Source organism: Stenotrophomonas sp. SMYL41 (assembly GCF_036319965.1).
In the GTDB taxonomy this organism is placed as follows: Bacteria; Pseudomonadota; Gammaproteobacteria; order Xanthomonadales; family Xanthomonadaceae; genus Stenotrophomonas; species Stenotrophomonas maltophilia_R.
This window is the reverse complement of record NZ_JAWIRX010000003.1, coordinates 41,288-64,888: the sequence shown is the minus strand read 5'-3', so window position 1 is coordinate 64,888 and position 23,601 is coordinate 41,288. Positions and strand designations below refer to the sequence as shown.

24 protein-coding genes are annotated in these 23,601 nt (G+C 66.8%); 20 read left to right on the top strand and 4 right to left on the bottom strand.

The features are described 5' to 3' along the window. Positions 1-1,773, top strand: a complete 1,773-nt coding sequence (locus V3B30_RS04400; protein WP_100472216.1) for an EAL domain-containing protein — start codon at positions 1-3, stop codon at positions 1,771-1,773. Between the two features lie 93 nt (positions 1,774-1,866). On the opposite strand, the gene V3B30_RS04395 is transcribed toward V3B30_RS04400, so the two are convergent. The 4 genes from V3B30_RS04395 to flgA form a co-directional block, all read right to left on the bottom strand. Beyond that, positions 1,867-3,087: an ATP-binding protein gene (locus tag V3B30_RS04395; protein WP_100472215.1), complete on the bottom strand. Its 1,221-nt coding sequence runs from the start codon at positions 3,085-3,087 to the stop codon at positions 1,867-1,869. A gap of 91 nt (positions 3,088-3,178) precedes the next feature. Continuing rightward, a complete protein-coding gene (locus tag V3B30_RS04390; protein WP_014037132.1) occupies positions 3,179-3,517 on the bottom strand; it encodes a FlgN family protein in 339 nt (112 codons plus the stop codon). Beyond that, entirely contained in the window at positions 3,514-3,819 is a 306-nt protein-coding gene (flgM, locus tag V3B30_RS04385; protein WP_005409579.1) for a flagellar biosynthesis anti-sigma factor FlgM, read from the bottom strand. The genes V3B30_RS04390 and flgM overlap by 4 nt, the downstream gene beginning before the upstream one ends. Positions 3,820-3,894: 75 nt before the next feature. Then, the gene (gene flgA, locus V3B30_RS04380) at positions 3,895-4,551 is read right to left on the bottom strand and encodes a flagellar basal body P-ring formation chaperone FlgA (protein ID WP_262082667.1); all 657 of its coding nucleotides are present in this window, start codon (positions 4,549-4,551) and stop codon (positions 3,895-3,897) included. Between the two features lie 142 nt (positions 4,552-4,693). Between flgA and V3B30_RS04375 the strand changes: the two genes are divergently transcribed. The 19 genes from V3B30_RS04375 (at position 4,694) to V3B30_RS04285 (ending at position 23,266) form a co-directional block, all read left to right on the top strand. Then, positions 4,694-5,638, top strand: coding sequence for a chemotaxis protein (locus tag V3B30_RS04375; RefSeq protein WP_014037130.1), 945 nt, complete (start codon positions 4,694-4,696; stop codon positions 5,636-5,638). A 149-nt stretch (positions 5,639-5,787) separates the two neighbouring features. Next, on the top strand, positions 5,788-6,183 hold the full coding sequence (gene flgB, locus V3B30_RS04370) for a flagellar basal body rod protein FlgB (protein ID WP_005409576.1): 396 nt from the start codon (positions 5,788-5,790) through the stop codon (positions 6,181-6,183). A 3-nt stretch (positions 6,184-6,186) separates the two neighbouring features. Beyond that, on the top strand, positions 6,187-6,594 hold the full coding sequence (gene flgC / locus V3B30_RS04365; RefSeq protein ID WP_087922495.1) for a flagellar basal body rod protein FlgC: 408 nt from the start codon (positions 6,187-6,189) through the stop codon (positions 6,592-6,594). A 23-nt stretch (positions 6,595-6,617) separates the two neighbouring features. Further along, a complete protein-coding gene (locus V3B30_RS04360) occupies positions 6,618-7,301 on the top strand; it encodes a flagellar hook capping FlgD N-terminal domain-containing protein (RefSeq protein ID WP_087922494.1) in 684 nt (227 codons plus the stop codon). Positions 7,302-7,333: 32 nt separating this feature from the next. Beyond that, positions 7,334-8,557, top strand: a complete 1,224-nt coding sequence (gene flgE / locus V3B30_RS04355) for a flagellar hook protein FlgE (RefSeq protein WP_087922493.1) — start codon at positions 7,334-7,336, stop codon at positions 8,555-8,557. Between the two features lie 32 nt (positions 8,558-8,589). Next, positions 8,590-9,339 (top strand): flagellar basal body rod protein FlgF, encoded by a 750-nt coding sequence (locus tag V3B30_RS04350; protein WP_087922492.1) that lies wholly within the window; start codon positions 8,590-8,592, stop codon positions 9,337-9,339. A gap of 103 nt (positions 9,340-9,442) precedes the next feature. Then, complete coding sequence (flgG, locus tag V3B30_RS04345; protein WP_087922491.1) at positions 9,443-10,228, top strand: flagellar basal-body rod protein FlgG; 786 nt, start codon at positions 9,443-9,445, stop codon at positions 10,226-10,228. A 22-nt stretch (positions 10,229-10,250) separates the two neighbouring features. Beyond that, entirely contained in the window at positions 10,251-10,943 is a 693-nt protein-coding gene (gene flgH, locus V3B30_RS04340; protein WP_087922490.1) for a flagellar basal body L-ring protein FlgH, read from the top strand. Between the two features lie 2 nt (positions 10,944-10,945). Further along, positions 10,946-12,082 (top strand): flagellar basal body P-ring protein FlgI, encoded by a 1,137-nt coding sequence (locus V3B30_RS04335; RefSeq protein ID WP_100472211.1) that lies wholly within the window; start codon positions 10,946-10,948, stop codon positions 12,080-12,082. Between the two features lies 1 nt (position 12,083). Next, positions 12,084-13,283 (top strand): flagellar assembly peptidoglycan hydrolase FlgJ, encoded by a 1,200-nt coding sequence (gene flgJ, locus V3B30_RS04330; protein ID WP_262082669.1) that lies wholly within the window; start codon positions 12,084-12,086, stop codon positions 13,281-13,283. Positions 13,284-13,291: 8 nt separating this feature from the next. Then, complete coding sequence (flgK, locus tag V3B30_RS04325) at positions 13,292-15,172, top strand: flagellar hook-associated protein FlgK (protein ID WP_100472209.1); 1,881 nt, start codon at positions 13,292-13,294, stop codon at positions 15,170-15,172. Then, positions 15,169-16,371: a flagellar hook-associated protein FlgL gene (flgL, locus tag V3B30_RS04320; RefSeq protein WP_087922486.1), complete on the top strand. Its 1,203-nt coding sequence runs from the start codon at positions 15,169-15,171 to the stop codon at positions 16,369-16,371. The genes flgK and flgL overlap by 4 nt, the downstream gene beginning before the upstream one ends. A 418-nt stretch (positions 16,372-16,789) precedes the next feature. Continuing rightward, positions 16,790-18,010 carry a flagellin gene (locus V3B30_RS04315; protein ID WP_100472208.1) on the top strand — a complete coding sequence of 407 codons (1,221 nt, stop codon included), beginning with the start codon at positions 16,790-16,792 and terminating at the stop codon, positions 18,008-18,010. Positions 18,011-18,082: 72 nt separating this feature from the next. Continuing rightward, a complete protein-coding gene (locus tag V3B30_RS04310) occupies positions 18,083-19,273 on the top strand; it encodes a flagellin (protein ID WP_100472207.1) in 1,191 nt (396 codons plus the stop codon). A gap of 440 nt (positions 19,274-19,713) precedes the next feature. Further along, the gene (gene fliD / locus V3B30_RS04305) at positions 19,714-21,132 is read left to right on the top strand and encodes a flagellar filament capping protein FliD (protein WP_100472205.1); all 1,419 of its coding nucleotides are present in this window, start codon (positions 19,714-19,716) and stop codon (positions 21,130-21,132) included. 127 nt (positions 21,133-21,259) lie between these two features. Further along, positions 21,260-21,676, top strand: a complete 417-nt coding sequence (gene fliS / locus V3B30_RS04300) for a flagellar export chaperone FliS (RefSeq protein ID WP_005416447.1) — start codon at positions 21,260-21,262, stop codon at positions 21,674-21,676. After that, entirely contained in the window at positions 21,673-21,966 is a 294-nt protein-coding gene (locus tag V3B30_RS04295; RefSeq protein WP_262083862.1) for a hypothetical protein, read from the top strand. The genes fliS and V3B30_RS04295 overlap by 4 nt, the downstream gene beginning before the upstream one ends. Further along, positions 21,963-22,541, top strand: a complete 579-nt coding sequence (locus tag V3B30_RS04290; protein WP_100472203.1) for a PilZ domain-containing protein — start codon at positions 21,963-21,965, stop codon at positions 22,539-22,541. The genes V3B30_RS04295 and V3B30_RS04290 overlap by 4 nt, the downstream gene beginning before the upstream one ends. Before the next feature lie 92 nt (positions 22,542-22,633). Beyond that, entirely contained in the window at positions 22,634-23,266 is a 633-nt protein-coding gene (locus V3B30_RS04285) for a response regulator transcription factor (RefSeq protein ID WP_005413261.1), read from the top strand. Positions 23,267-23,601 lie beyond the last annotated feature (335 nt).

Here is a 23,601-nt window from a genome sequence, read left to right as displayed (position 1 = left end):
ATGTGGAATCCGAACCTGCCCCCGGTCAGCATCGACGATGCCCCCGACCGCCTTGGCGCCGGCAACCCCGAGCTGCAGGCCATGGTTGCCGAGGCAGCCTCCGGCGGCATCGCGCTGATGCTGATGCACGTGGACATCGACCACTTCGCATCGGTCAACGAGAACATGAGCGCCGAAGTGGGCGACCAGGCGCTGGTGCTGGTCGCGCAACGCCTGCAGTCTTACCTGCGCGGTCGCGGCAAGCTGTGGCGGCATGGCAGCGACGAGTTCCTGATCGCGGTGCCACGCACCGCAGACCTGCCGCTGCCGGAGGATTTCGCCGAAGAGATCCGCCAGCAGATGGAGCTGCCACTGTCGGTGCTGCCGTACACGCTGTTCATGACCGGCAAGCTGGGCGTGAGCCTGTGCCCGGAGCATGCCAGCAGTGCCTCACGCCTGCTCGACCATGCGGAAGATGCGCTGTACCAGGCCGCCCGCGAAGGCGGCAATGCGGTGCGCATCCATGCGGTGGACACTCCGCCCAGCGCGCACAGCGAAAGCATCATCGCCCGCCAGATCGTCGATGCCATCCCCAATGGCGAGCTGAAGCTGCGCTACCAGCCGCTGGTGAGTGCGCGCGATGGCCATGTGGTGGGCATGGAGGCGCTGCTGCGCTGGCAGTCGCCCACCCTGGGCATGCTGGTGCCGGAACGCTTCATGCGCACCGCCGAGCGGCTGGGCATCATCGTGCAGATCGGCACCTGGGTGCTGGAAGGCGCGCTGAAGCAGGCGCGGCTTTGGCGCGACCAGGGCTTCGATGACTTCACCATCGCGGTGAACGTATCTACCCTGCAACTGCTGCGGCCGAACTTCTTCGCCGAGGTGATGTCGCTGATGCAGGCCGCGGGCGTGCCGGCGCACATGCTGACGCTGGAGATCAACGAGAGTGCGCTGACCAACAACGTCAATTTCGTCCATGAGACGCTGGCCAACCTTCGCAACGAAGGCATCAGCCTGAGCCTGGACAACTTCGGCACCGGCGACTCCAGCCTCAGCGCACTGGTGCGCTACCCGGTGGACAAGCTGAAGATCGACCGCAGCTTCATCAAGAGTGCGCCGGCCGGCAACCGCGAGGCCGCCATCGCGCGCGCGATCATTGCCATGGGCCACCAGCTGGGCATGACCGTGATCGCCAACGGCGTGGAGTCGCAGGCCCAGCTGGGATTCCTGCGCCGCAACGACTGCGATGTATTCCAGGGCTACCTGTTCGGTGAACCGATGTCGGCCGATGCCGCCGGCATGACGCTGCGCCGCCGCTACCTGCGCCCGGAGGCCTTCGCCGAAACGCGCCCGGACCGGACGCTGCTGTTGCTGGACGATGAGGAAAACGTGCTGCGCTCGCTGGTGCGCCTGTTCCGCCGCGACGGCTACCGCATCCTGGCGGCCGGCAACGTGCGTGATGCCTTTGATCTGCTGGCGATCAACGACGTGCAGGTGATTCTGTCCGACCAGCGCATGAGCGACATGAGCGGCACCGAATTCCTGGGCCGGGTGAAGATGCTGTACCCGGACACGATCCGCCTGGTGCTGTCGGGCTACACCGATCTGAACACGGTGACCGATGCGATCAACCGCGGCGCGATCTACCGCTTCCTGACCAAGCCGTGGAACGACGACGAGCTGCGCAAGCACATCCACCAGGCGTTCCGCACCTACGAGGAACAGCGCCGCAGCAATGCCGGCCCGGCGCCGGTGGACGCCGGGGATGGTGGCGAGGATCGGCCGCCGCGGTGAGGGTCCCGTCCGGTAGAGCCGGCCGCCGGCCGGCTGCTCTGGGGTACTTGGTGGGATGAGGTTGCCGCCAGCGGCCGGCACTACCAGGTGCGGTCAGCGCGGCTGCTTCACCGGCAGCACCACGCGGAAGCGCGAGCCCACGCCCGGGGTGCTGTCCAGGTCGATGCGGCCGTGGTGCTTGTTGATGATGCTGTAGGAGATCGACAGGCCCAGGCCGGTGCCGCTGCCCACCGGCTTGGTGGTGAAGAACGGATCGAAGATGCGCTGGCGCAGTTCCGGCGAGATGCCGCCGCCGGTGTCTTCGAATTCGACCCATACGTGATCGCCGTCGACGCCGGTGCGCACGGTGATCGTGCCGCGTTCGGCGATGGCATGGCCGGCATTGAGCAGCAGGTTCATGTAGACCTGGTTCAACTCCGACGGCAGGCACTCCACCAGCGGCAACTGGCCGAACTCGCGCACCAGGGTGACCTTGTACTTGAGTTCGTTCCAGATGATGTTGATGGTCGATTCCAGGCCCGCGTGCAGGTCGACCAGCTTCCACGACTCGTCGCGGCCCGAGTACGAGAAGTCCTTCAGGTCGCGCACGATACGCGTCACCCGTTCGATGCCTTCGCGCGACTCGGCCATCAGCTGCGGCAGATCGCGGCTGATGAAATCGATGTCCAGGCGGTCGCGGATGTCGTCGATCTCCGGAATCAGCGCCTTCGGGTCCGGCGCGCGCAGGGCGCGCTCGTAGGCTTCGATGACGGTGAACAGGCTTCGCAGGTATTCCTGCAGGCTGCCCAGGTTGGAGTGCACGTAACCGATCGGGTTGTTGATCTCATGCGCGACGCCGGCGGCCAGCTGGCCGATCGAGGCCATCTTCTCGGACTGCAGCAGCTTTTCCTGGGTGCCATTGAGGCGCAGGTAGGCCTGGCGCAGCTCGGCGTGGCGCTGCTGCAGTTCGCGTTCGTAGTCTTCCTGCCCTTCAATGTGGCGGAACAGGGCGAGGAAATGGCCTTGGCCGATCGGGCCATGGTGGTACAGGTGGGCGATGACCACGCCCTCGCCCAGCGGCAGGCTGCCATTCCAGTGGCCATGCTGGCGGGCCTGCTCCAGTGCGTCGGGGGGCAGCAGTTCGCGCAGGCGCTGCGGCGGCGGCAGTCCGCCCTCCTCGCCACCGGCCAGCAGGTTCTGCGCGGCCGGATTGGCCAGGGCCACCTGCCCGTCCTCGGTGAACAGCAGCAGCCCTTCGCGCAGGCGCTCAAGCAGGGCCTGCAGCACCGGCTGTGGCGGAAGGGGGGCGGTAACCAGGGCGTTGGCAGCGGACACGGCGACTCGGGGCGTTCGAACAGGCGCCCAATATACGCGGTCGTGCAGCGGGCTTCAGCCCGCTTGATGGGGTTGTGCGACCGCCGTCGCGTCAGGCGACGGCGAGCGGCCGTCCGATGCTGACCGTATGCGACTGGCCCTTGGCGTCGTAGGCCGAGGCGTCTTCGGTGCGGCCGAGCTGGCGCAGTGCCCAGTTCACCTCGCGGCGGCGGCGCGACAGCAGCACGCCGTTGGCACGGTTGCGCTCGGCCAGTTCCTGCAGTTGTTCGCCCTCGCCCACCGGTGGCGCGCCTTCCAGCGCACGCAGCGCTTCCAGCTTGGCGCCGGTAGCCCGGATCAGGGCGTGCACGTCGTGCTCGACCAGGGCCTGGCGCTCAACGTCCAGGGCCTGGGCGAGACGCTGCAGCGGCTCGCTCATTGCCGCAGTCATCCGTGCAGCTGCTGGTCCAGATCGAGCATGCGCGATGCGATCGCGTCCGGATTGATCTTGTAGGTGCCGTTCTGCAGCGACTCGCGCACAGCTGCCACGCGCTGGGCGTCGATCGCCGGGGCGGTGGTCAGCTCACGCTCGATGGCCTGCAGATTGGTGGCCTCGCCGGTCAGGCGCAGGCTGTCGGCCGCCTCGACCGGGCGCGCCGCCGCATCGGTGCTGACGCCGGGCTTGTTGGCCGGGGTCGTCACGCTGCGCAGTGCCTGGGGGACCTGCAGGTTGCCGTCGATTTTCTGGCTCATGGGGTGTCCTGGAGTTGCCGTTCACAAGGGATAACGGCCGCAGGGCCGTGATCTTTAGGGATATTCTGCGGTAATTCAACGCGCCACGATTACGTCACCTGCGGCATCGACCGTGCCCTGCACGATCCGTCGCGAGGAAAGGTTCTCGACCGAGACCCGTTCGTTCTCACCTGCATCACCCATCGCACGACCGGCGATGCGGACCTCGACCGAGCCGCGACGCGACACCAGGGCCACATTGTCTCCTCGCCTGATGAGACGCTGGACCACCAGGTCGCTGTTCGACAGCAGGGCTCCGGCCTGCAACGGACGGCGGGCGATGCGGCCGATCGCTGCAGTGGGATCGGCCAGCACCGCGCCGGCAATCCGGGCGGCGTCACGCTGGGCAGTGGTGATATCGGCGGCAGTGAGGGTTTCTCCAGTACCGATTCCACGGTTGAGCACCAGCACGGTCTGGTTGCGTCGCACTTTCACCGGCACGAACAGGCGCCAACCGCCCGCATCGGGACAGCTGACCTCCACCGTAGTGTTGGCGGTGGGTTGCACCTGCAACGCGCCGCCACATTTCGGCAGGCGCAGCGCATCGGCCACCTGCGCTTCGCCTTCACTGCCCGCCGGCAGCGTCGACAGCGCCGCGGTGCGGATGCTGGCCACCGGCTGCCAGTCCGCAGCGCTCGCCCATGGCGCAGCCACGGCGAGCGCGATGGCGAATAGAGATGTGACCCGGCGCATGGCGCCTCCTTCAATCGGCAAGACCTGGCCCTGGTGCGTGCAAGGGGTGTGCCAGACCGAGGGGCCGCCTTTTGTGGAGTCGAGCCATGCTCGACACCACAAAAGCGCTCAAGTTCCGCCCCCCCACGCCGATACAGCAGCCATGTCCCATGACCTGCTCAACCGGATCGACCAGCGGACCCGACTGGCCGGCCACAACCGCCTGGCGCTGCTGCTGTTCCGTCTCGGCGGACGTCAGCTTTTTGGCGTCAATGTCTTCAAGGTTCAGGAAGTCCTGCGGCGGCCCGAGCTGTTCCAGGTGCCCGGCCTGCCCAGCCAGTTCTCTGGCGTGGCCGACGTGCGCGGCCGCTCGGTACCGGTGCTGGACCTGGGCCTGGCGATCGGCCACCCCGAGCGCGAGCCCGATGCGGACACCTCGCCGGGCTACCTGGTGGTCACCGAATTCAACCGTTCGATCCAGGGCTTCCTGGTCAGCGGCGTGGAGCGCATCGTCAACATCGCGGTGGAAGACATCCACCCGCCGCCGGAGTTGGGCGCCGAGTCGAGCTACCTGACCGCGGTGACCCGCTTCCAGGGTGAGCTGATCCAGGTGATCGACGTTGAAAGCGTGCTGGCCGATATCGCCCAGGTGCGCGGTGAAGCGGTACTCGACCCGGCGATGGCCATGCCCGCCGACGGCCCGCAGCTGCAGGTGCTGGTGGTGGACGACTCGCGCGTGGCCCGCCAGCAGATCCGCAGCGTGCTGGACCAGCTGGGCGTGGGTGCCACCCTGCTTTCCGACGGCAAGCAGGCGCTGGACCACCTGCTGCAGGTCCACGCCTCGGGCGAGAACCCGGCCGAGCGCTACGCCATGGTCATCTCCGACATCGAGATGCCGGCCATGGATGGCTACACGCTGACGACGGAAATTCGGCGCCACCCGGGCCTGGCCGGCCTGTACGTGCTGCTGCACACCTCGCTGTCGGGCGTCTTCAACAACGCCATGGTCGAGCGCGTCGGCGCCAATGCCTTCGTCGCCAAGTACTCGCCGCACGAACTGGCTGATTTCGTGCTGGACCGCCTGCGCAAGGTGGCGCTGGCGGCGTAGGGCCGGCCGCGGGATCGGAACCCGGAACGGGCTCCGATCCCGCATCGCAACGTGTCGACCACGGGGTCAGAGCCCCTGCGGGGATCTGACCCCACGCCTTTGGCACACCCCTTGCAGCTTCCCGGGCAACGTTCCCGTGGGAGTGCACCGTGCGCAACCTGATTACCGACTACCTGGGCGTCCACGCCCAGGCCATGCCGTTGCGCGAACAGCGGATGAAGCTGATCGCCAGCAACCTCGGCAATGCCGACACGCCCGGCTACAAGGCCCAGGACCTGGACTTCGATGCCGCCCTGCGCCACGCCCAGGGGCAGGATGCCAACGGCCTGATGGCCACCACCCATGAGCAGCACTACGAGATCAGTAGTGGCCTGAACCCGTTCCAGATCGCGCGCGAAGGCGTGCAGCCCAGCCTGGACGGCAACACCGTCGACCCCGATGCCGAGCGTGCCGCCTATGGTCGCGCCGCACTGGAATACCGCGCCTCGCTCAGCTTCGTCGAGAGCAAGGTGCGTTCCATGCTGACCGCGATCACGGGGCAATAAGCCATGAGCAACCTGCCGATCTTCGATATCGCCGGCTCCGCGCTGCAGGCGCAGTCGGTGCGCATGAGCACCATCGCCTCCAACCTCTCCAACGCCGACACCGTCGCCGGTTCCGCCGACGCCGTGTACAAGCCGCTGGAACCGATTTTCCAGGCCGTCACCAGCAGGAACGATCCGAACATCACCTCGGTGAAGGTGAAGGAGATCAGCCAGAGCGAGGCCGCGCCGATCAAGCGCTACGAGCCGGGCCATCCGCTGGCCGACGCTGATGGCTACATCTACCAGCCCGACGTCGATCCGGTGGCGCAGATGGTCAACCTGATCTCGACCTCGCGCAATTACCAGGCCGGCGTGGAGATGTTGACCACCGCCAAGGAACTGGCCCTGGCCACCCTGACCATGGGCCGCTGAGGCCCGCAGCACCGGACACCGCCATGACCACCGCCGTCAACAACCAGACCAGCCAGGACGTCTATTCCGCGCTGGGCCTGAATGCCCCCAACAGCAATGCCACGAAAAAGAAGAACACGCTTGACCAGGCCGACTTCCTGCGCCTGATGACCGAGCAGCTGCAGCACCAGGATCCGCTGAAGCCGATGGACAACACGCAGATGGTCGCGCAGATGGCGCAGATGTCCACTGTGCAAGGCATCACCGATCTGAACAAGACGGTGAAGGGCTTCCAGGAATCGATGGCCAGCGACCAGGTGCTGCGTGGTGCGGCGCTGGTCGGCCACCAGGTGCTGGTGCCTTCGGAGAAACTGGTGCTGGAGAAGGAAGGCAGCGTCGAAGGCACGGTGGCTGCGCCGTCGGCCGGCATCATCACCGTGGACATCACCGACGCCAACGGCGCCAAGGTCACCTCGCTGAGCGTGGAAGCCAAGGCCGCCGGCGAGACCGCCTTCCAGTGGGATGGCAAGGATGCCAATGGCAAGCGCATGGAACCGGGCAAGTATTCCATCGTCGCCAACCACGTCGACACCGCTGGCAAGAGCACCAAGCTGTCCACCTACGTGCAGGCGCCGGTGGAAAGCGTGACCGTCGGTTCCGACGGCCTGTACCTGAATCTCAAGGGCCTGGGCACGGCCCCGATCGACTACGTGCTCCGCGTCAGCTGAGCCGCACATTCCGCATCAACCAGGAGCATCCCATGGGCTTCAATGTCTCGCTGTCCGGCATCAATGCCGCCAACACCGACCTGAGCGTCACCGCCAACAACGTCGCCAATGTAAACACCACCGGCTTCAAGCAGTCGCGCGCGGAGTTCGCCGATCTGTTCGCTTCGACCAGCTACGGCCTGTCGAAGAACCAGACCGGCTCGGGCGTGCGTGTTTCCAACGTCGCCCAGCAGTTCATCCAGGGCCACAACGAGCAGACCGGGCGCAGCCTGGACATGGCCATTTCCGGTGAAGGCTTCTTCACCATGAACATGAATGGTTCGCGCGTGTACTCGCGTGCCGGCAACTTCCAGACCGACTCGGCCGGCTATGTTGTGAACCCGCAGGGCGCGCGCCTGCAGGTGTTCGCGCCGAACGCCGATGGCACCAACTTCGATGCCGGCCGGCTGGTCGACCTGCAGCTGCTGACCACCGACAGCCCGCCGAAGCAGACCAGCGAAGTGAAGGTTGGCTTCACCCTGCCGGCCAACGCCAAGCAACCGACGGTGGCGACCTTCGACCCGACCGATTCGAACAGCTACAACCACTCCAGCGGTGGCATCACCGTGTACGACTCGCTGGGTGTGAGCCACATCCAGGTCTCGTACTTCGTGAAGGGCGCCAACCCCAACGAATGGACCGTGCGCAATTACGTCGATGGCCAGCCGGCAGGCGCACCCACCCCGGTCACCTTCGACAACAGCGGCAAGCTGGTCGCACCGGCCGACGGCAAGGTCAGCCTCGGCACCTTCACCCCGACCACCGGTGCCGGCCAGTTGAACATGACGCTGGATATCAGTGGCTCGACCCAGTACGGCGAGAAGTTCGCGCTGCGCAACACCCAGCAGGACGGCTACGCCGCGGGCAAGCTCAACGAAGTGACCGTGTCCGAATCCGGCGTGGTCTACGCCCGCTATTCCAACGGCGACGACAAGCCGCTGGGCCAGGTCGCACTGACCACCTTCAACAACACGCAGGGCCTGGAATCGAAGGGCAACAACCTGTGGGTGGAGACCTTCGAATCGGGCACGCCGCGCACCGGCATGCCGGACACCTCCAACCTCGGCAAGATCCAGGCCGGCTCGCTGGAAGCGTCCACCGTCGATCTCACCGAGCAGCTGGTCAACATGATCACTGCGCAGCGCAACTTCCAGGCCAACGCGCAGATGATCACCACCCAGGACCAGATCACCCAGACCGTCATCAACATCCGTTGATGAGCGGCTGACCCTGTCACGGAACTCCCCGCATGGATAAAGCCCTTTACGTGGCGATGACCGGTGCCCGCGCCTCCCTGCAGGCGCAGGGAACGCTCAGCCACAACCTCGCCAACTCGGACACCCCTGGCTTCAAGGAAGCGCTGGCCAACACCGAAGCCTTCCCGATCAAGGGCCCGGGCTTTGCCTCGCGGGTGGATGCGCTGCACGTCGACGCCGGCTTCAACCGCCGGCCCGGCGCGCAGCACATCACCGGCAAGCCGCTGGACCTTGCCCTGCAGAGCGGCACCTGGCTGGCGGTGCAGGCCAGCGACGGCAGCGAAGCGTACACGCGCGGCGCGGCGCTGTCGGTGACACCCAACGGCCAGCTGGTGACCTCCGGCGGCCGCACGGTACTGGATGACAACAACAACCCGATCGCCATTCCCCCCTACCAGGCGATGGAGATCGGCGGCGACGGCACGATCTCGATCATCCCGCAGGGCGAAGGCCCGCAGACGATGGCGCAGATCGGCCGGATCAAGGTGGTGCAGGCACCGGACGAGCGCCTCGAGCGTGGCCTGGATGGCCTGTTCCGCAACACCGACCCGCGCCAGCCGTTCGCCCCGGCGCAGGGCACCGCCGTGCACAGCGGCCAGCTGGAAGGCAGCAACGTCGATGCCGCCGGTGCACTGGTGCAGATGATCCAGCTGCAGCGCCAGTACGAAATGCAGGTGCAGGTGATCAAGCACGGCGACGACAACGCGCGCAGTGCCAACAGCCTGCTGCGCCTGGGCAGCTGACGGAATTCCGGCGCCGCCCGGACGCGGCGCTGGCACACCGCTTGCACACCCGCTACCAAGGGCCGCATCGCGCGGCCGGCTTCACCCAGACAGGACACCGAAGATGAACCAGGCATTGTGGATCGCGAAAACCGGACTGGATGCGCAGCAGATGCGCATGTCGGTGGTTTCCAACAACCTCGCCAACACCAACACCACCGGCTTCAAGCAGGACCGTGCCAGCTTCGAGGACCTGCTGTACCAGCAGGTGCGCCAGCCCGGCGGCTCTTCGTCGGCGCAGACCCAGCTGCCGACCGGCCTGCAGCTGGGTACCGGTGTGCGCGTGGTCGCCACCGCCAAGAATTTCGAACAGGGTGGCCAGCAGCAGACCGGCCGCGCGCTGGACGTGATGGTCAACGGCCGCGGCTTCTTCGAAGTGCAGATGCCGGATGGCAGCTCGGCCTATACCCGTGATGGCTCGTTCAAGATCAACCAGGACAGCGAGCTGGTCACCAACAGCGGCTACCCGGTGCAGCCGGGCATCCAGATTCCCGAGGGCGCGCAGTCGGTCACCATCGGCAGCGACGGCACCATCAGCGTGAAGATGGCCGACGACGCCGCATCGGTGGAAGTGGGCGCGCTGACCCTGACCGACTTCGTGAACCCGGCCGGCCTGCAGGCACGCGGCGAGAACCTGTTCCTGGAAACCACCGCATCGGGCCCGGCGCAGAACGGCAACCCCGGACTGAACGGCCTCGGCACCGTGGTACAGGGTGCGCTGGAAGGCAGCAACGTCAATGTGGTCGAAGAGCTGGTGTCGATGATCGAAACCCAGCGCGCCTACGAGATGAATGCCAAGGCGATCTCCACCACCGACTCGATGCTCGGCTACCTCAACAACAAGATCTGACCGGCCCAACCGGGAACCCGCCATGTCGCCCTTCTTCAAACTCACCCGCACTGCCCTTGCCTGCGTCGTGCCCGCCCTGCTCGGTGGCTGCGTGATCGCGGGCGACGTGCGCCCCTATCCGGCGATGGCGCCGATCCAGCCGATCATGCCGCCGCAGGCCGCGCCGACCGCCGGCGCGATCTACGCCGCCGGCCCGACCCTGCAGCTGTACTCGGACCGCCGCGCGCGCGACGTCGGCGACCTGCTGACCATCACCCTGCTGGAAAACACCACCGCGCAGACCAGTGCCAACACCGCCACCAACAAGGAATCCAACCTGAGCCTGGGCACCCCGTCCATCCTCGGCGCCCCGGTCACCTTGGGCGGCAAGGACATCCTGAGTGCCACGGCCAAGGGCGCGCGTGACTTCACCGGCAAGGGCAACAGCGCGCAGAGCAACCGCCTGCAGGGCAACGTCACGGTCACGGTGATCCAGCGCCTGCCCAACGGCAACCTGGTGGTACAGGGGCAGAAGAACCTGCGCCTGAACCAGGGCGATGAACTGGTGCAGGTGCAGGGCATCGTGCGCCCCGGTGACATCAGCCAGGACAACACCATTCCTTCCAGCCGCGTGGCCGAAGCCCGCATCGTCTATGGCGGCCGCGGCCCGGTCGCGCAGTCCAACGCAATGGGCTGGCTGAGCCGCTTCTTCAACTCCGGCCTGACGCCGTTCTGAGCATGGCCATGAAACTCTTCCTCTCTTCTTCCTGGCAGCGCCGCGTGGCGTCGTTCGTCGCACTGATGCTGCTGGCAATGGCAGCCCCGGCCAGCGCCGAACGCATCAAGGACCTGGCCCAGGTCGGTGGCGTGCGCGGCAATGCACTGGTGGGCTACGGCCTGGTGGTCGGCCTGGACGGCAGCGGCGACCGCACCAGCCAGGCGCCCTTCACCGTGCAGAGCCTGAAGAACCTGCTCGGCGAGCTGGGCGTGAACGTGCCAGCGAACGTCAACCCGCAGCTGAAGAACGTGGCAGCCGTGGCGATCCATGCCGAGCTGCCGCCGTTCGCCAAGCCGGGCCAGCCGATCGACATCACCGTGTCCTCGATCGGCAACGCGGTGTCACTGCGCGGTGGCTCGCTGCTGATGGCCCCGCTGCGCGGCGCCGACGGGCAGATCTATGCCATCGCGCAGGGCAACCTGATCGTGGGCGGCTTTGGCGCGCAGGGCAAGGATGGCTCGCGCGTCTCGGTGAACGTGCCCAGCGTCGGTCGCATTCCCAATGGCGCCACCGTTGAACGTGCCCTGCCCGATCCGCTCGCCAATGGCGGCGACATCACCCTGAACCTGCACAACAACGATTTCACTACAGTCTCGCGCATGGTCGCCGCGCTCAACAACGCGTTCGGCGAAGGCGCCGCGCGCGCGGTTGACGGCGTGACCGTGGCGGTCACTGCGCCGACCGATCCCGGCGCACGCATCGGCCTGCTGGCGCGCATCGAGAACCTGGAGCTGACCCCGGGCAGCGCCCCGGCCAAGGTAGTGGTCAATTCGCGCACCGGCACCGTGGTCATCGGCCAGCAGGTACGGGTCGGCCCGGCCGCCATCTCGCATGGTTCGCTGACGGTGACGATCCAGGAAAACACCAACGTCAGCCAGCCCAATGCCCTGTCCGGCGGCCGTACCGTGGCCAGCCCGCAGTCGACCATTACCGCCACCAACGATGGCAGCCGCATGTTCAAGTTCAGCGGCGGCACCACCCTGGACGAGATCGTGCACGCGGTGAACGCCGTGGGCGCGGCACCGGGCGACCTGATCGCGATCCTGGAAGCCCTGAAGCAGGCCGGTGCACTGAGCGCCGAGCTCGAGGTGATCTGACATGCGCATCAATCCCGCATTTGATCTGCACCCGGCGCAGCAGAACGACCCGGCCAGGATCGACAAGGTCGCGCGCCAGCTGGAAGGCCAGTTCGCACAGATGCTGGTCAAGAGCATGCGCGATGCCAGCTTCGGCGACTCGCTGTTTCCCGGCGAGAACAAGATGTTCCGCGACATGTATGACCAGAAGATCGCCGAGGCCATGACCCGCGGCAAGGGTCTGGGCCTGTCCGGCATGATCACCCGCCAGCTGTCCGGTCAGCCCGCCGACGGCCCGGCGCTGGACACGCGCGTGGACCCGGCCAAGGCCAGCCGCGCCTATCAACTCAACGCGCCGGCAAAGCCCGCACCGTCGCTGCCGCTGGAAGATGGCAGCCAGGCCGTGCGCATGCTGCAGCAGATGGCAGCCGGCGCACAGCACGGCGCACAGGCCGCACTGGCACCGATGGAGCAGGCACTGGACCTGATCGCCGGCCGCGAAAGCAGCAGCCTGCACCGCTCGCTGGGCACCGAGGATCCATATATCGGCAACCTGCAGGGCGAGGACTGGTCCGCCAACAGCGACCAGTGGTCGGCGACGGCCAGCAATCGCGGTACGGCCATGAGCCCGGCCGATGCGATGGCGACCCGCACCGCCGTCGCTCAGCTGGGCGCGCACACGCCGGAAGGTTTCGTCGCCAGCATCTGGCAGCACGCACAGAGCGCGGCCAGGGAACTGGGCGTGGACGCCCGTGCGCTCGTCGCCCAGGCGGCATTGGAAACCGGTTGGGGCAAGCGGCACATCAAGCATGCCGACGGCAGCACCTCGCACAACCTGTTCGGCATCAAGGCCAATGGCTGGAACGGCCAGCGCGCCACGTCCGGCACCCATGAGTATGTGGATGGCGTGCGCCGCAACGAGACCGCCAGCTTCCGCGCCTACAGCTCGCCGGCCGAAAGCTTCGCCGACTACGTGCGCCTGCTGAAGACCAGCCCGCGCTACCAGCAGGCCCTGCAGGCCGGCACCGACGTGCAGGGCTTCGCCCGTGGCCTGCAGCGCGCCGGCTATGCCACCGACCCGCGCTACGCCGCCAAGATCGCCGCGATCGCCGGTGGCCCGACCATCGAGCGCGCCGTCGCCGCCGTGGCCGACGCCGGCTCGCGCCTTGGCCAGACCTTCGCCAGCACCGCGACCGCGGCGCTGGGTATCACTCGTCGTTGAGGAACACCATGTCCAGCGTACTTTCCACCGGTACCGGTGCCCTGCTCGCCTTCCAGCGTGCGTTGGCGACCACCAGCCACAACGTGGCCAACCTCAATACGCCCGGCTACAGCCGGCAGAAGGTCAACTTCGCCACCGCCGATCCACAGAACTACGGCTATGGCACGGTCGGCAATGGCACCCGCATCACTGATATCCGCCGCACGGCCGACCAGCTGGCGATCTCGCGCCTCCTCGACAGCAGCGGTGAACTGGCGCGCCTGAAGCAGCTATCGGGCATGGCCGACCGGGTCAATGCCCTGTTCTCCGATGCGGCAACCAACGTGGCCGGCGTCTGGTCGAACTTCTTCGATTCGGTCAGCGGACTGTCGTCCAACGCGGCCGGCACCGCCGACCGCCAGAACATGCTCGACGGCGGCAAGGCCCTGGCCAACCGCTTCGTGCAGCTCAACACGCACCTGAACAACCTCAACAGCGAGGTCAACAACGGCCTGCTGGCCGGTGCCACCGAGGTCAACCGCCTGGCGCAGGAAATCGCGCAGATCAACGGCGCCATCGGCACCAACATCGCCTCTGCCGCACCCGACCTGCTCGACCGCCGCGACCAGCTGATCACCCAGCTGATCGGCTACACCGGTGGCACGGCGGTGATCCAGGACGGCGGCATCATGAATGTCTACACCGCCGGCGGCAACGCGCTGGTGGTGGGTACCACGGCGACCAAGGTCACCACCGTGGCCGATCCGTACCAGCCCGAGCGCCTGCAGCTGGCACTGGAAACCCAGGGCAACACCATCCGCCTCGACCCGAAGGCGGTCGGCGGCCAGATCGGCGGCCTGCTGGAGTTCCGCGACACCGTGCTGACTCCTGCCCAGGCTGAACTGGGCAAGCTGGCGGTGGGCCTGGCCGAAAGCTTCAACCAGGCGCACCACCAGGGCGTGGACCTGTATGGCCAGATGGGCGGCGACTTCTTCAACATCGGCAACCCGCGTGTCACCGCCAACAACAGCAATGCCGGCACCGCCAGCCTTAGCGCAACCTATGGCGACCTGGGCAAGCTGGATGCGCAGAACGTGGTGCTGCAATTTGATGGCACCAACTGGAAGGCCAGCCGTGCCGACACCGGCGCCAGCATTCCGCTGACCGGTACCGGCACCGCCGCCGACCCGCTGGTGATCAACGGTGTGCAGCTGGTGGTGGGCGGCACGCCGGCGGCCAACGACCGCTTCCTGCTGCAGCCGACCGCCGGCGTGGCCGGCAGCCTGGAAATGGCGATCACCGATCCGTCGCGCATCGCTGCGGCCGCTGCGGTGAAGGGCGCGGCCGCCACCGCCAACACCGGCACCGGCAAGCTGAGCGGCGTTACCGTCACCGATTCGACCAACGCCAACCTGCGCAATCCCTCGGCGATCGTGTTCACCTCGGCCACCACCTACACCATCGACGGTGGCCCGCCGCAGACCTACACGCCCGGCCAGACCATCAGTGCCAACGGCTGGAGCTTCGTGCTGGACGGCGCGCCGAAGGTGGGCGATACCTTCAACATCACCCCGACCCCGGCCGGCTCATCGGACAACAGCAACGCCTCCAAGCTGGCCAAGGTGGAGAGCGCAAAGGCGTTCAATGCCGGGACGGTGACACTGAACGGTGCACTCGGTGGCCTGACCACCCAGGTTGGCGCCGCCGCGCGCTCGGCCGAGTACTCGCTCGACGCGCAGCTGGTGATCAATGACAAGGCGCAGGAAGCCCGCGATGAAGTGTCCGGCGTGAACCTGGACGAGGAAGCCGCCGACATGCTGCGGCTGCAGCAGGCCTACCAGGCCGCCTCGCAGCTGATCTCCACCGCCGACAGCATGTTCCAGACCATCCTGGGAGCCGTCCGCCGATGAGCAGCCGCATCTCCACCAGCATGATGTTCAACCAGTCCGTGTCGCTGATGATGGCCAAGCAGGCCAAGCTCAGCCACCTGGAGCAGCAGATCGCCACCGGCAGCAAGATCGTCAGCGCCAAGGACGACCCGGTGGCCGCCGGTACCGCGGTCGGCCTTGACCGCAGCCTGGCCGCACTGGATCGCATGAAGCTCAACGCCGGCAACGTGCAGAACCGCCTGGGGGTACAGGAAAACACCCTGGCGCAGGTCAACGACCTGATGGCACGCGTCAACGATCTGACCATCCAGGCCAGCAATCCAGCGCTGAGCGCGGCCGATAAGAAGACGCTGATCACCGAGGTCAACCAGATCCGCGACGGCCTGCTGTCGCTGGCCAACGCCGACGATGGCACCGGCCGCTACGTGTTCGGCGGCACCAACGACGGTGACCCGCCGTTTGCCAAGATCAACGGCAAGGTGGTCTACCGTGGCGACCAGACCCAGCGCCAGATCGAAGTCGGCCCCGATACCTATGTGCGCGATGCCCTGCCCGGCAGCGAGATCTTCATGCGCATTCCCACCGGCGATGGCTTCGTTGACGGCAGCGCCGCGGCCGGCAACACCGGCAACGGCGTGCTGACCAACGTCACCCGCGACGGCAGCGACAGCTGGAACGGCCAGGGCTTCAGCGTCCGTTTCACCACCGGCAACCAGTACGAAGTGGTGGACGGCGCAGGCAACGTGACCGGCACCGGCACCTACAAGGCCGGCGACGATCTGGAAGTGAATGGTGTCCGCCTTCGCATCACCGGCGCACCGGCGGCGGGCGACAGCTTCAGCGTGCAGGCCGCCAGCAGCCGCGACATCTTCGCCACCATGGACAACCTGGTGGCAGCGCTGGGTGCCGACACCGGCACCACCGCGCAGATGACCGCGCAGCAGAACCAGCTGCAGAGTGCACTGCGCGACGTGGCACGCGCCTCCGAGCGGATGATCGACTCACGCGCTGCCGGCGGTGCGCAGTTGAAGGCCCTGGACAATGCGGCCGACATGCGCGAGGCCAATGGCGTGACGCTGAAGACCACGCTGTCGCAGATGCGCGACCTGGATTACGCCGATGCGCTGAGCCAGTACCAGCTGCAGAGCACCGCGCTGCAGGCGGCACAGACGATCTTCTCGCAGATGCAGTCGATGTCGCTGTTCAACAAGCTCCGCTGACGCTTCCCAAGCGCCACCCTCTGAAGGCCGCGATGCCCTGCACCGCGGCCTTTTTCGTTCCTGCGTGCCCATTCCCTCGCGCTCGCCGGGCGTGTCACGGCGCTACCGGAAAGATGCCCCGGTGCATTTTCCGTGATTTCCCATCAAGCCCGGCCCTGCCCCGCCGATACCTTCATCAGCGCTGGTTGGGCATGCCCAACCGCCCCTTCCGGGGTCGCCTTCACGCCCGACCAAGGCTGGAAAACCCCGGAAAAACAGCCTCCGGCAGCGAATTTTTGCTCCAGCGGAATTCACGCCTAAAGGTTGTTGACAAAGCGCCGTTATTCATTTGGCAACGGCGAAGCACACAGCCACACAAAAAAACAGGCGGCGCTTCGTTTCATTCACCAACGGGTTCCATATAAGAGGAGACGACCCCATGGCACAGGTAATCAACACCAATACGATGTCGCTCAACGCTCAGCGCAACCTGAGCACCAGCGGCAGCTCGCTCGCTACCACCATCCAGCGCCTCTCGTCCGGCCTGCGCATCAACAGCGCGAAGGACGACGCGGCCGGCCTGGCCATCAGCGAGCGCTTCACCACCCAGATCCGCGGTCTGGACGTGGCCATCCGCAACGCCAACGACGGCATCTCGCTGGCCCAGGTCGCAGAAGGTTCGCTGAACGAAGTGGGCAACAACCTGCAGCGCATCCGCGAACTGGGTGTGCAGGCCTCCAATGCCACCAACTCGGCCAGCGACCGCAAGGCCCTGCAGGCGGAAGTGACCCAGCTGGTTTCGGAAATCGATCGCGTCGCCAAGCAGGCCGACTTCAACGGCACCAAGCTGCTGGACGGCAGCTTCACCAGCCAGCTGTTCCAGGTGGGCGCCAACGCCGGCCAGGCCATCGCCATCAACAGCGTGGTCAACGCAAAAGCCGATTCGCTGGGCGCGGCCACCTTCGCCAACGGCTACACCGGCACCAGCCTGGCAGCGGCCGACAAGGCCACCGCCGACACCACCTATTCCGGCCTGCAGGTCTCGGTGACCCCGCCGGGCGGCACCGCCACCACGGTCACCATCAGCGACTTCACCGTGAAGGCCGGCGAGTCGATCACCTCGGCCACCGCGGCGGCGATCAACAACAAGCTGGGTGAAACCGGCGTGGTTGCCTCGGTCAATGCCGGCGTCATCAGCCTGGCCTCGGTCAAGGATGGCCAGACCTTCGCCCTGGGTGTCAGCGCGGCGACCCCGCCGGCCGGTGTCACCGCCGCGACCATCGCCGGCCTGGGCCTGACCGAGACCAGCACCAACGGCGGCACCCTGACCGGTGCAGCGGCCAGCTTCGTCAAGGACCTGAACGTCACCACCGCCGAAGGCGCACAGAAGGCGATGTCGATCGTCGACAAGGCCCTGGAATCGGTCAACAGCGTCCGCGCCGACCTCGGCGCGATCCAGAACCGCTTCACCTCGGTGGTGGCCAACCTGCAGACCTCCTCGGAGAACCTGTCCGCATCGCGCAGCCGCATCCGCGATACCGACTTCGCCAAGGAAACCGCCGAACTGACCCGCACCCAGATCCTGCAGCAGGCCGGCACGGCCATGCTGGCCCAGGCCAACCAGGTACCGCAGAACGTGCTCAGCCTGTTGCAGCGCTGACATGAGCCGCCCCCGGTGCACGTCGGGGGCGTCTAACCCAACTCACGTGCAACCGCTCAAGGACCTCTCCTCATGGCACAAGTCATCAACACCAATACGATGTCGTTGAATGCTCAGCGCAACCTGAGCACCAGCGGCAGCTCGCTGGCTACCACCATCCAGCGCCTGTCCTCCGGTTCGCGCATCAACAGCGCCAAGGACGACGCCGCCGGCCTGGCGATCTCCGAGCGCTTCGGCACGCAGATCCGCGGTACCGACGTCGCCATCCGCAATGCCAACGACGGCATCTCGCTGGCCCAGGTCGCCGAAGGCTCGCTGACCGAAATCGGCAACAACCTGCAGCGCGTCCGCGAGCTGTCGGTGCAGGCCTCCAACGCCACCAACTCGGCCAGCGACCGCAAGGCGCTGCAGGCCGAAGTGACCCAGCTGGTCTCGGAAATCGACCGCGTCGCCAAGCAGTCGGACTTCAACGGCACCAAGCTGCTGGACGGTTCGTTCTCCAGCCAGCTGTTCCAGGTCGGCGCCAACGCCGGCCAGGCCATCGCCATCGACAAGACCATCGATGCCAAGGCCAATGCCCTGGGTGGCGCCAAGTTCGACACCAACTCGCTGGCCCTGGCCGACCCGGGCACCAACGCTGATTTCAGCACCAGCGGCCTGTCCATCAACGGCGTGGCCATTGCCGACGTCTCGGTCAAGCAGGGCGCCGATGCTGCTGCCACCGGCAAGGCCTCGCGTGAAGCGCTGGTGACCGCGATCAACGCCAAGATCGGCGAGACCGGCGTCTACGCTGAAGTGAACGGCACCACCGGCGTGACCCTGACCTCGGTCAAGGACAGCGTCAACGCCGATGGCTCGTTCAAGGCCATCACCGCGACTCCGGGCACCTGGACCGGCGCCACCGCGCCGACCTTCACCGCCACCACCGCTGCTGCAGCGCCGGCTGCGAAGTACGCCAGCAACCTGGACGTCAGCACCGTGAAGGGCGCCCAGCAGGCGATGGAAATCGTCGACAAGGCCCTGGGTGCGATCAACAGCACCCGCGCCGACCTCGGTGCGGTCCAGAACCGCTTCACCTCGGTCGTGGCCAACCTGCAGACCTCGTCGGAAAACCTGTCGGCTTCGCGCAGCCGCATCAAGGACACCGACTTCGCCAAGGAAACCGCCGAACTGACCCGCACCCAGATCCTGCAGCAGGCCGGTACGGCCATGCTGGCCCAGGCCAACCAGGTGCCGCAGGGCGTGCTCAGCCTGCTGCGCTGATCCACGGCAAGAAGCGCCGCTACCGTCGGGTCAAACCGGCGGTAGCGGCAACCCGGAAGCCACGATGCACGAAGGCGCGGGCCATGCCCGGCCCGGGATCACTCCCGAACCGGCTTGGCATCGCCCGCTCCTGCGGACCTCTCTTTCAGCGCTGTACCTTTGACTGTACGTACCGGGCGGCTTCGTCTCCCCCCGATTGTCAGTAGCCTGATCCCTCCCCTGCATTGGGGGAGGGCTTTTTGCAGACTCCCGGCAGCCCGCGGTGAACCCACCCGCACCCTGCCCCAACCCTCCTGCAACCTGCGTGCCAGAACCTGCGCCAGACCTCTGGCACGGCACATGCATCAACGAAGTCCTCAAGACCCAGCGGCGCAGGCCGCTATTTTCGTTGACGACGGGCCACCGCATGGCGGCCAGGCCCGGATACCAGGAGAAACGACGTGGCAGACTTTGGATACGGTGGCATTGGCTCGGGCCTGGATATTTCCAGCATCGTCAACCAGCTGGTCGCAGCTGACCGCAAGCCCGCCGACAATGCGCTGAACCTGCAGCAGTCCAAGGCCAAGATGCAGCTGTCGTCGATCGGCACCGTCACTGCGGCGTTCGACAAGCTGAAGACCGCGCTGACCGCGCTCAAGGCCACCACGGCCTTCGACACCCGCACCGTCACCGCCACCGGTAAGTCCGGCCCCAACAATGCCGACGATGTGCTGACCGCGTCGGTAGCGCTGTACGACCTCGGCACGACCAAGGCAGCGGCTTCCAACGGCACGCACCAGGTGGAAGTGAAATCCCTCGCCACCGCGCACAAGCTGATTGCCGACACCTCGTTCCCGAAGACCGACACCTTCGGCGCCGGAACCTTGACGCTGACCGTTGGCGTTGGCGACAAGGCCAAGACCATGAACGTGGCAGTGGAGGACGGCGACACGCTGACCACCATCCGCAACAAGATCGATGCCGCGGGCCGCAAGGAAGGCGTGCAGGCGACGCTGATCAGCTCCGGCGACAACCAGTACCTGTCGATCGCCCAGGAAAAGACCGGTGCCGCCAATGCAATCAAGCTGGAATATGCGGGCAGTGACCCCAAGCTGGGCGCGCTGGTCGGCAGCCTGAAAGAGAACACGCCTGCAGCGGACGCCGAACTGACCATCGACGGCGTGAAGGTGGTCAGTGCCAGCAATACGGTGACCGATGCCGTGCCGGGCCTGACCCTGAACCTCAAGGTTCCCGGCAAGAGCACGGTGGTGATCAGTACCGACACGGCCGCCGCAACCAAGGTCATGCAGGAGTTCGTGACCGCCTACAACGCGGCGATCGCGGCGATCAATACCGAAACCAAGTACGACGCCAAGACCAAGGAAGCGGCCACCTTGACCGGCGATGCGCAGATGCGTGGCGCCTCCAGCCAGCTGCGCTCGGTGATGTCGGGCGTGTTGAAGGAACTATCCGCCGACGGCCTGGACCCAAAGGTGCTGGGCCTGCAGACCCGCGGCTATCCCAACGCCGACGGCACCCTGGTGCTGGACACCACCAAGTTTGCCGCGGCACTGGCCAGCCAGCCTGAAAAGATCCGCTCGGCGATTACCGGCGACACCGGCGGTGCGGGCACGCTCTACACCATGGTCGACGGCTACGTCAGCACCACGGTCGGCAAGGAGGGCGCGTTCGTCGCCCGTACCAAGGGCCTGAACACCACGCTGGACAACATCGACAAGCGCCGCAAGGACCTCGACACGCGCATGAAGAGCGTGGAAGAGCGCTACAAGAAACAGTTCCTGGCGCTGGACAGCCTGATGGGCAAGCTGCAGCAGAGCAATACCGCGCTGCAGCAGCAGCTGGCACAGTTGAACCGCTGACGATGCGTGCGCGGCACTCAAGTTTGCCGCGCAACGCACCGATAACGGACGCAACAGCAATCATCGCCGCGCCGTCGGCACCGATCCCCACGATCACCGGCGGCACCCCGCGCAAGGAGAATCACGAATGTACGGTTCCAGCCGTCAATATGCCGAGCAGTACCGCCAGGTAGGAGTGACCAGTGCGGTCGCCGATGCCGATCCGCACAAGCTGGTGGCGATGCTGCTGGCCGGTGCGCTGGAGCGCGTGCGGCGCGCCCTGGCCAGCCTCGAGCGTGGCGACCAGGCCGGCAAGGGCAAGGCCATCGGCGAAGTCTGCGCGATCGTCGGCCACCTCAATGGCTCGCTGGACCATGAGGCCGGCGGCGAGATCGCCGGCAACCTGTCGGCACTCTATGACTACGTGCTGCAGCGCCTGACCGAGGCCAACCTGCACAACGACCGTGCCGCGCTGGATGAATCACTGCAGCTGCTGGGCGAGATCGACAGCGCCTGGAATGCGATCCCGCACGAACAGCGCCGCCCGGCCGCGGTGGCACCATGAGCCTGCACGAACTGCATGCACAGCTGGATGCCTTCGAGAAGGCTTTGGGCGAAGACTCCCTCGACCAGGCCGACAGCCTGCTCGACGGCCACGACAGCACCCTGCACGCCCTGCTCAGCCAGCCGCTGACCGCCGCCGACCACGCTCCTCTGACGGCCCTGTTCGAGCGCCAGCAGAATCTGCTCGGCCTGCTGCGCCAGCGCCGTGATGCCGTGGCCGCACTGATGAACGACGGCCAGCGCTCCCTTCGCGCGGCGCATGCCTACCTGCAGGCAGAATCGCTGGCATGACCTCGCTGCCGACCACCTCGCTGCACCACCCGGCCGAAAGCGAGCTGTTCGACGAGACGCTCAGCTGCGAACTGGCCCTGCCCGCCGAATTCCAGGCGGGCAGCGCGGCCGGCCGCACCAGCAGTGCCGAAGGCCTGCTGCGCAGCCTGGCGCTGGTCGAGGACAGCCGCGTCGACGAACACGACGAACGCAACGAATCCAGCCTGCAGCTGCAGCGCCTGGAAGCCAAGCTGGACCTGGCGATGGTGCTGCTCGGCCGGCTGGTTCGCCAGCAGGGCCAGGAGCTGACCCTGCGCCCGGTGCGCTGGTCGCGCCGTGGCATCCGCTTGCAGCTGGGCCCGCGCAGTAGCGCCACCCCCGGCCAGGCCGGCGTGGTGCGCCTGCAGCCCAGCGACTGGCTGCCCGACCACATCGACCTGCCGGTGGAAGTCATCGCCGAGGCGGCCGACGGCAGCGGCGGCCACTTCCTGTGGCTGCGCTTCCAGCGCCTGGGCGATGGCCTGGAGATGGCGATGGAGCGGCACCTGTTCCGCCTGCACCGCCGCCAGGTGGCCGAGGCGCGCCGCGCACGTTGAAACCCGCCACCCCGGCACTGCACGGCCGACCCTTGGCGCGCCCGTTCAGCTAAGTTAAGGTGGACTCCCCTACACGGATCCGTTGCGTGCCTGTGCGAGTTCTCATCGTCGACGATCACACCCTCGTCCGCGCCGGCCTGGCGCGGCTGCTGCAGGGGTTTGCCGACGTGCAGCTGGTCGCCGAGGCCAGCAACGCCGAACAGGCACTGCAGCTGGCCCTGCAGCACGCACCGGACGTGGTATTGATGGATCTTTCGCTGCCCGGCCGCACTGGCCTGGAAGCACTCAGCGACATCCGGCTGCGCGCGCCCGGTACCCGGGTGGTGATGATGACCATGCACGACGATGCCGCGCACGTACGCGACGCGCTGGATCGTGGCGCGGTTGGATTCGTGGTCAAGGATGCGGCACCGCAGGAGCTGGAACTGGCGCTGCGCGCTGCGCATGCCGGCCAGGTGTTCCTGAGCCCGCAGATCTCGGCCAAGATGCTTGCACCCATGCTGGGCCGCGAGAAACCCACCGGCATCGCCGCGCTGTCGCCACGCCAGCGCGAGATCCTGCGCCGCATCGGCAAGGGTGAAAGCAACAAGGAAATCGCCGCCGATCTCGGCATCAGCGTCAAGACGGTGGAGACCCACCGTGCACGCATGATGGAGTCGCTGGGCTGCCGACGCGCCAATGACCTGTTGCTGCTGGCCGCGCGCCACCAGCACGAGCTCGAGTAAGCGCCGGTATCGGGGTGCGATACCAGTTCACCGGGAACGGGGAAGGCCCCCCCCCCCCCCGCGCCCTGCCCCGCCCGCTGGGGGGCCCCCCCCCCCCGCCCCCGCCCCGCCCCCCCCCCCCCGCGACACCCTGCATCGGCGACGAATTCCCGTCACCCTGACAGGCCCTGACAGGAATCCGTACACGGCGCGCCCAGGACAGGGCCGATCCGGCACCACGAATCAACAACTTGGCGGTGATCTTCGTCAACATCCCGCGCCGATGTAGGGGAAATCCTTACATCCTGTCGGGATATCCACGAAAGCCCTCAGGAACCCCCCGATTCCGCCCCCGC

Bases quoted from the DNA above. Each gene is read 5' to 3' on its own strand.
- flgM (WP_005409579.1), bottom strand. From the start codon at position 3,819: ATGAGCCAGAAAATCGACGGCAACCTGCAGGTCCCCCAGGCACTGCGC.
- V3B30_RS04390 (WP_014037132.1), bottom strand. From the start codon at position 3,517: ATGACTGCGGCAATGAGCGAGCCGCTGCAGCGTCTCGCCCAGGCCCTG.
- flgH (WP_087922490.1), top strand. From the start codon at position 10,251: ATGTCGCCCTTCTTCAAACTCACCCGCACTGCCCTTGCCTGCGTCGTG.
- flgA (WP_262082667.1), bottom strand. From the start codon at position 4,551: ATGCGCCGGGTCACATCTCTATTCGCCATCGCGCTCGCCGTGGCTGCG.
- V3B30_RS04350 (WP_087922492.1), top strand. From the start codon at position 8,590: ATGGATAAAGCCCTTTACGTGGCGATGACCGGTGCCCGCGCCTCCCTG.
- flgJ (WP_262082669.1), top strand. From the start codon at position 12,084: ATGCGCATCAATCCCGCATTTGATCTGCACCCGGCGCAGCAGAACGAC.
- V3B30_RS04295 (WP_262083862.1), top strand. From the start codon at position 21,673: ATGAGCCTGCACGAACTGCATGCACAGCTGGATGCCTTCGAGAAGGCT.
- flgC (WP_087922495.1), top strand. From the start codon at position 6,187: ATGAGCAACCTGCCGATCTTCGATATCGCCGGCTCCGCGCTGCAGGCG.
- V3B30_RS04315 (WP_100472208.1), top strand. From the start codon at position 16,790: ATGGCACAGGTAATCAACACCAATACGATGTCGCTCAACGCTCAGCGC.
- V3B30_RS04400 (WP_100472216.1), top strand. From the start codon at position 1: ATGTGGAATCCGAACCTGCCCCCGGTCAGCATCGACGATGCCCCCGAC.
- V3B30_RS04375 (WP_014037130.1), top strand. From the start codon at position 4,694: ATGTCCCATGACCTGCTCAACCGGATCGACCAGCGGACCCGACTGGCC.
- flgE (WP_087922493.1), top strand. From the start codon at position 7,334: ATGGGCTTCAATGTCTCGCTGTCCGGCATCAATGCCGCCAACACCGAC.
- flgK (WP_100472209.1), top strand. From the start codon at position 13,292: ATGTCCAGCGTACTTTCCACCGGTACCGGTGCCCTGCTCGCCTTCCAG.
- fliS (WP_005416447.1), top strand. From the start codon at position 21,260: ATGTACGGTTCCAGCCGTCAATATGCCGAGCAGTACCGCCAGGTAGGA.
- V3B30_RS04310 (WP_100472207.1), top strand. From the start codon at position 18,083: ATGGCACAAGTCATCAACACCAATACGATGTCGTTGAATGCTCAGCGC.
- V3B30_RS04360 (WP_087922494.1), top strand. From the start codon at position 6,618: ATGACCACCGCCGTCAACAACCAGACCAGCCAGGACGTCTATTCCGCG.
- flgL (WP_087922486.1), top strand. From the start codon at position 15,169: ATGAGCAGCCGCATCTCCACCAGCATGATGTTCAACCAGTCCGTGTCG.
- V3B30_RS04290 (WP_100472203.1), top strand. From the start codon at position 21,963: ATGACCTCGCTGCCGACCACCTCGCTGCACCACCCGGCCGAAAGCGAG.
- flgG (WP_087922491.1), top strand. From the start codon at position 9,443: ATGAACCAGGCATTGTGGATCGCGAAAACCGGACTGGATGCGCAGCAG.
- V3B30_RS04335 (WP_100472211.1), top strand. From the start codon at position 10,946: ATGGCCATGAAACTCTTCCTCTCTTCTTCCTGGCAGCGCCGCGTGGCG.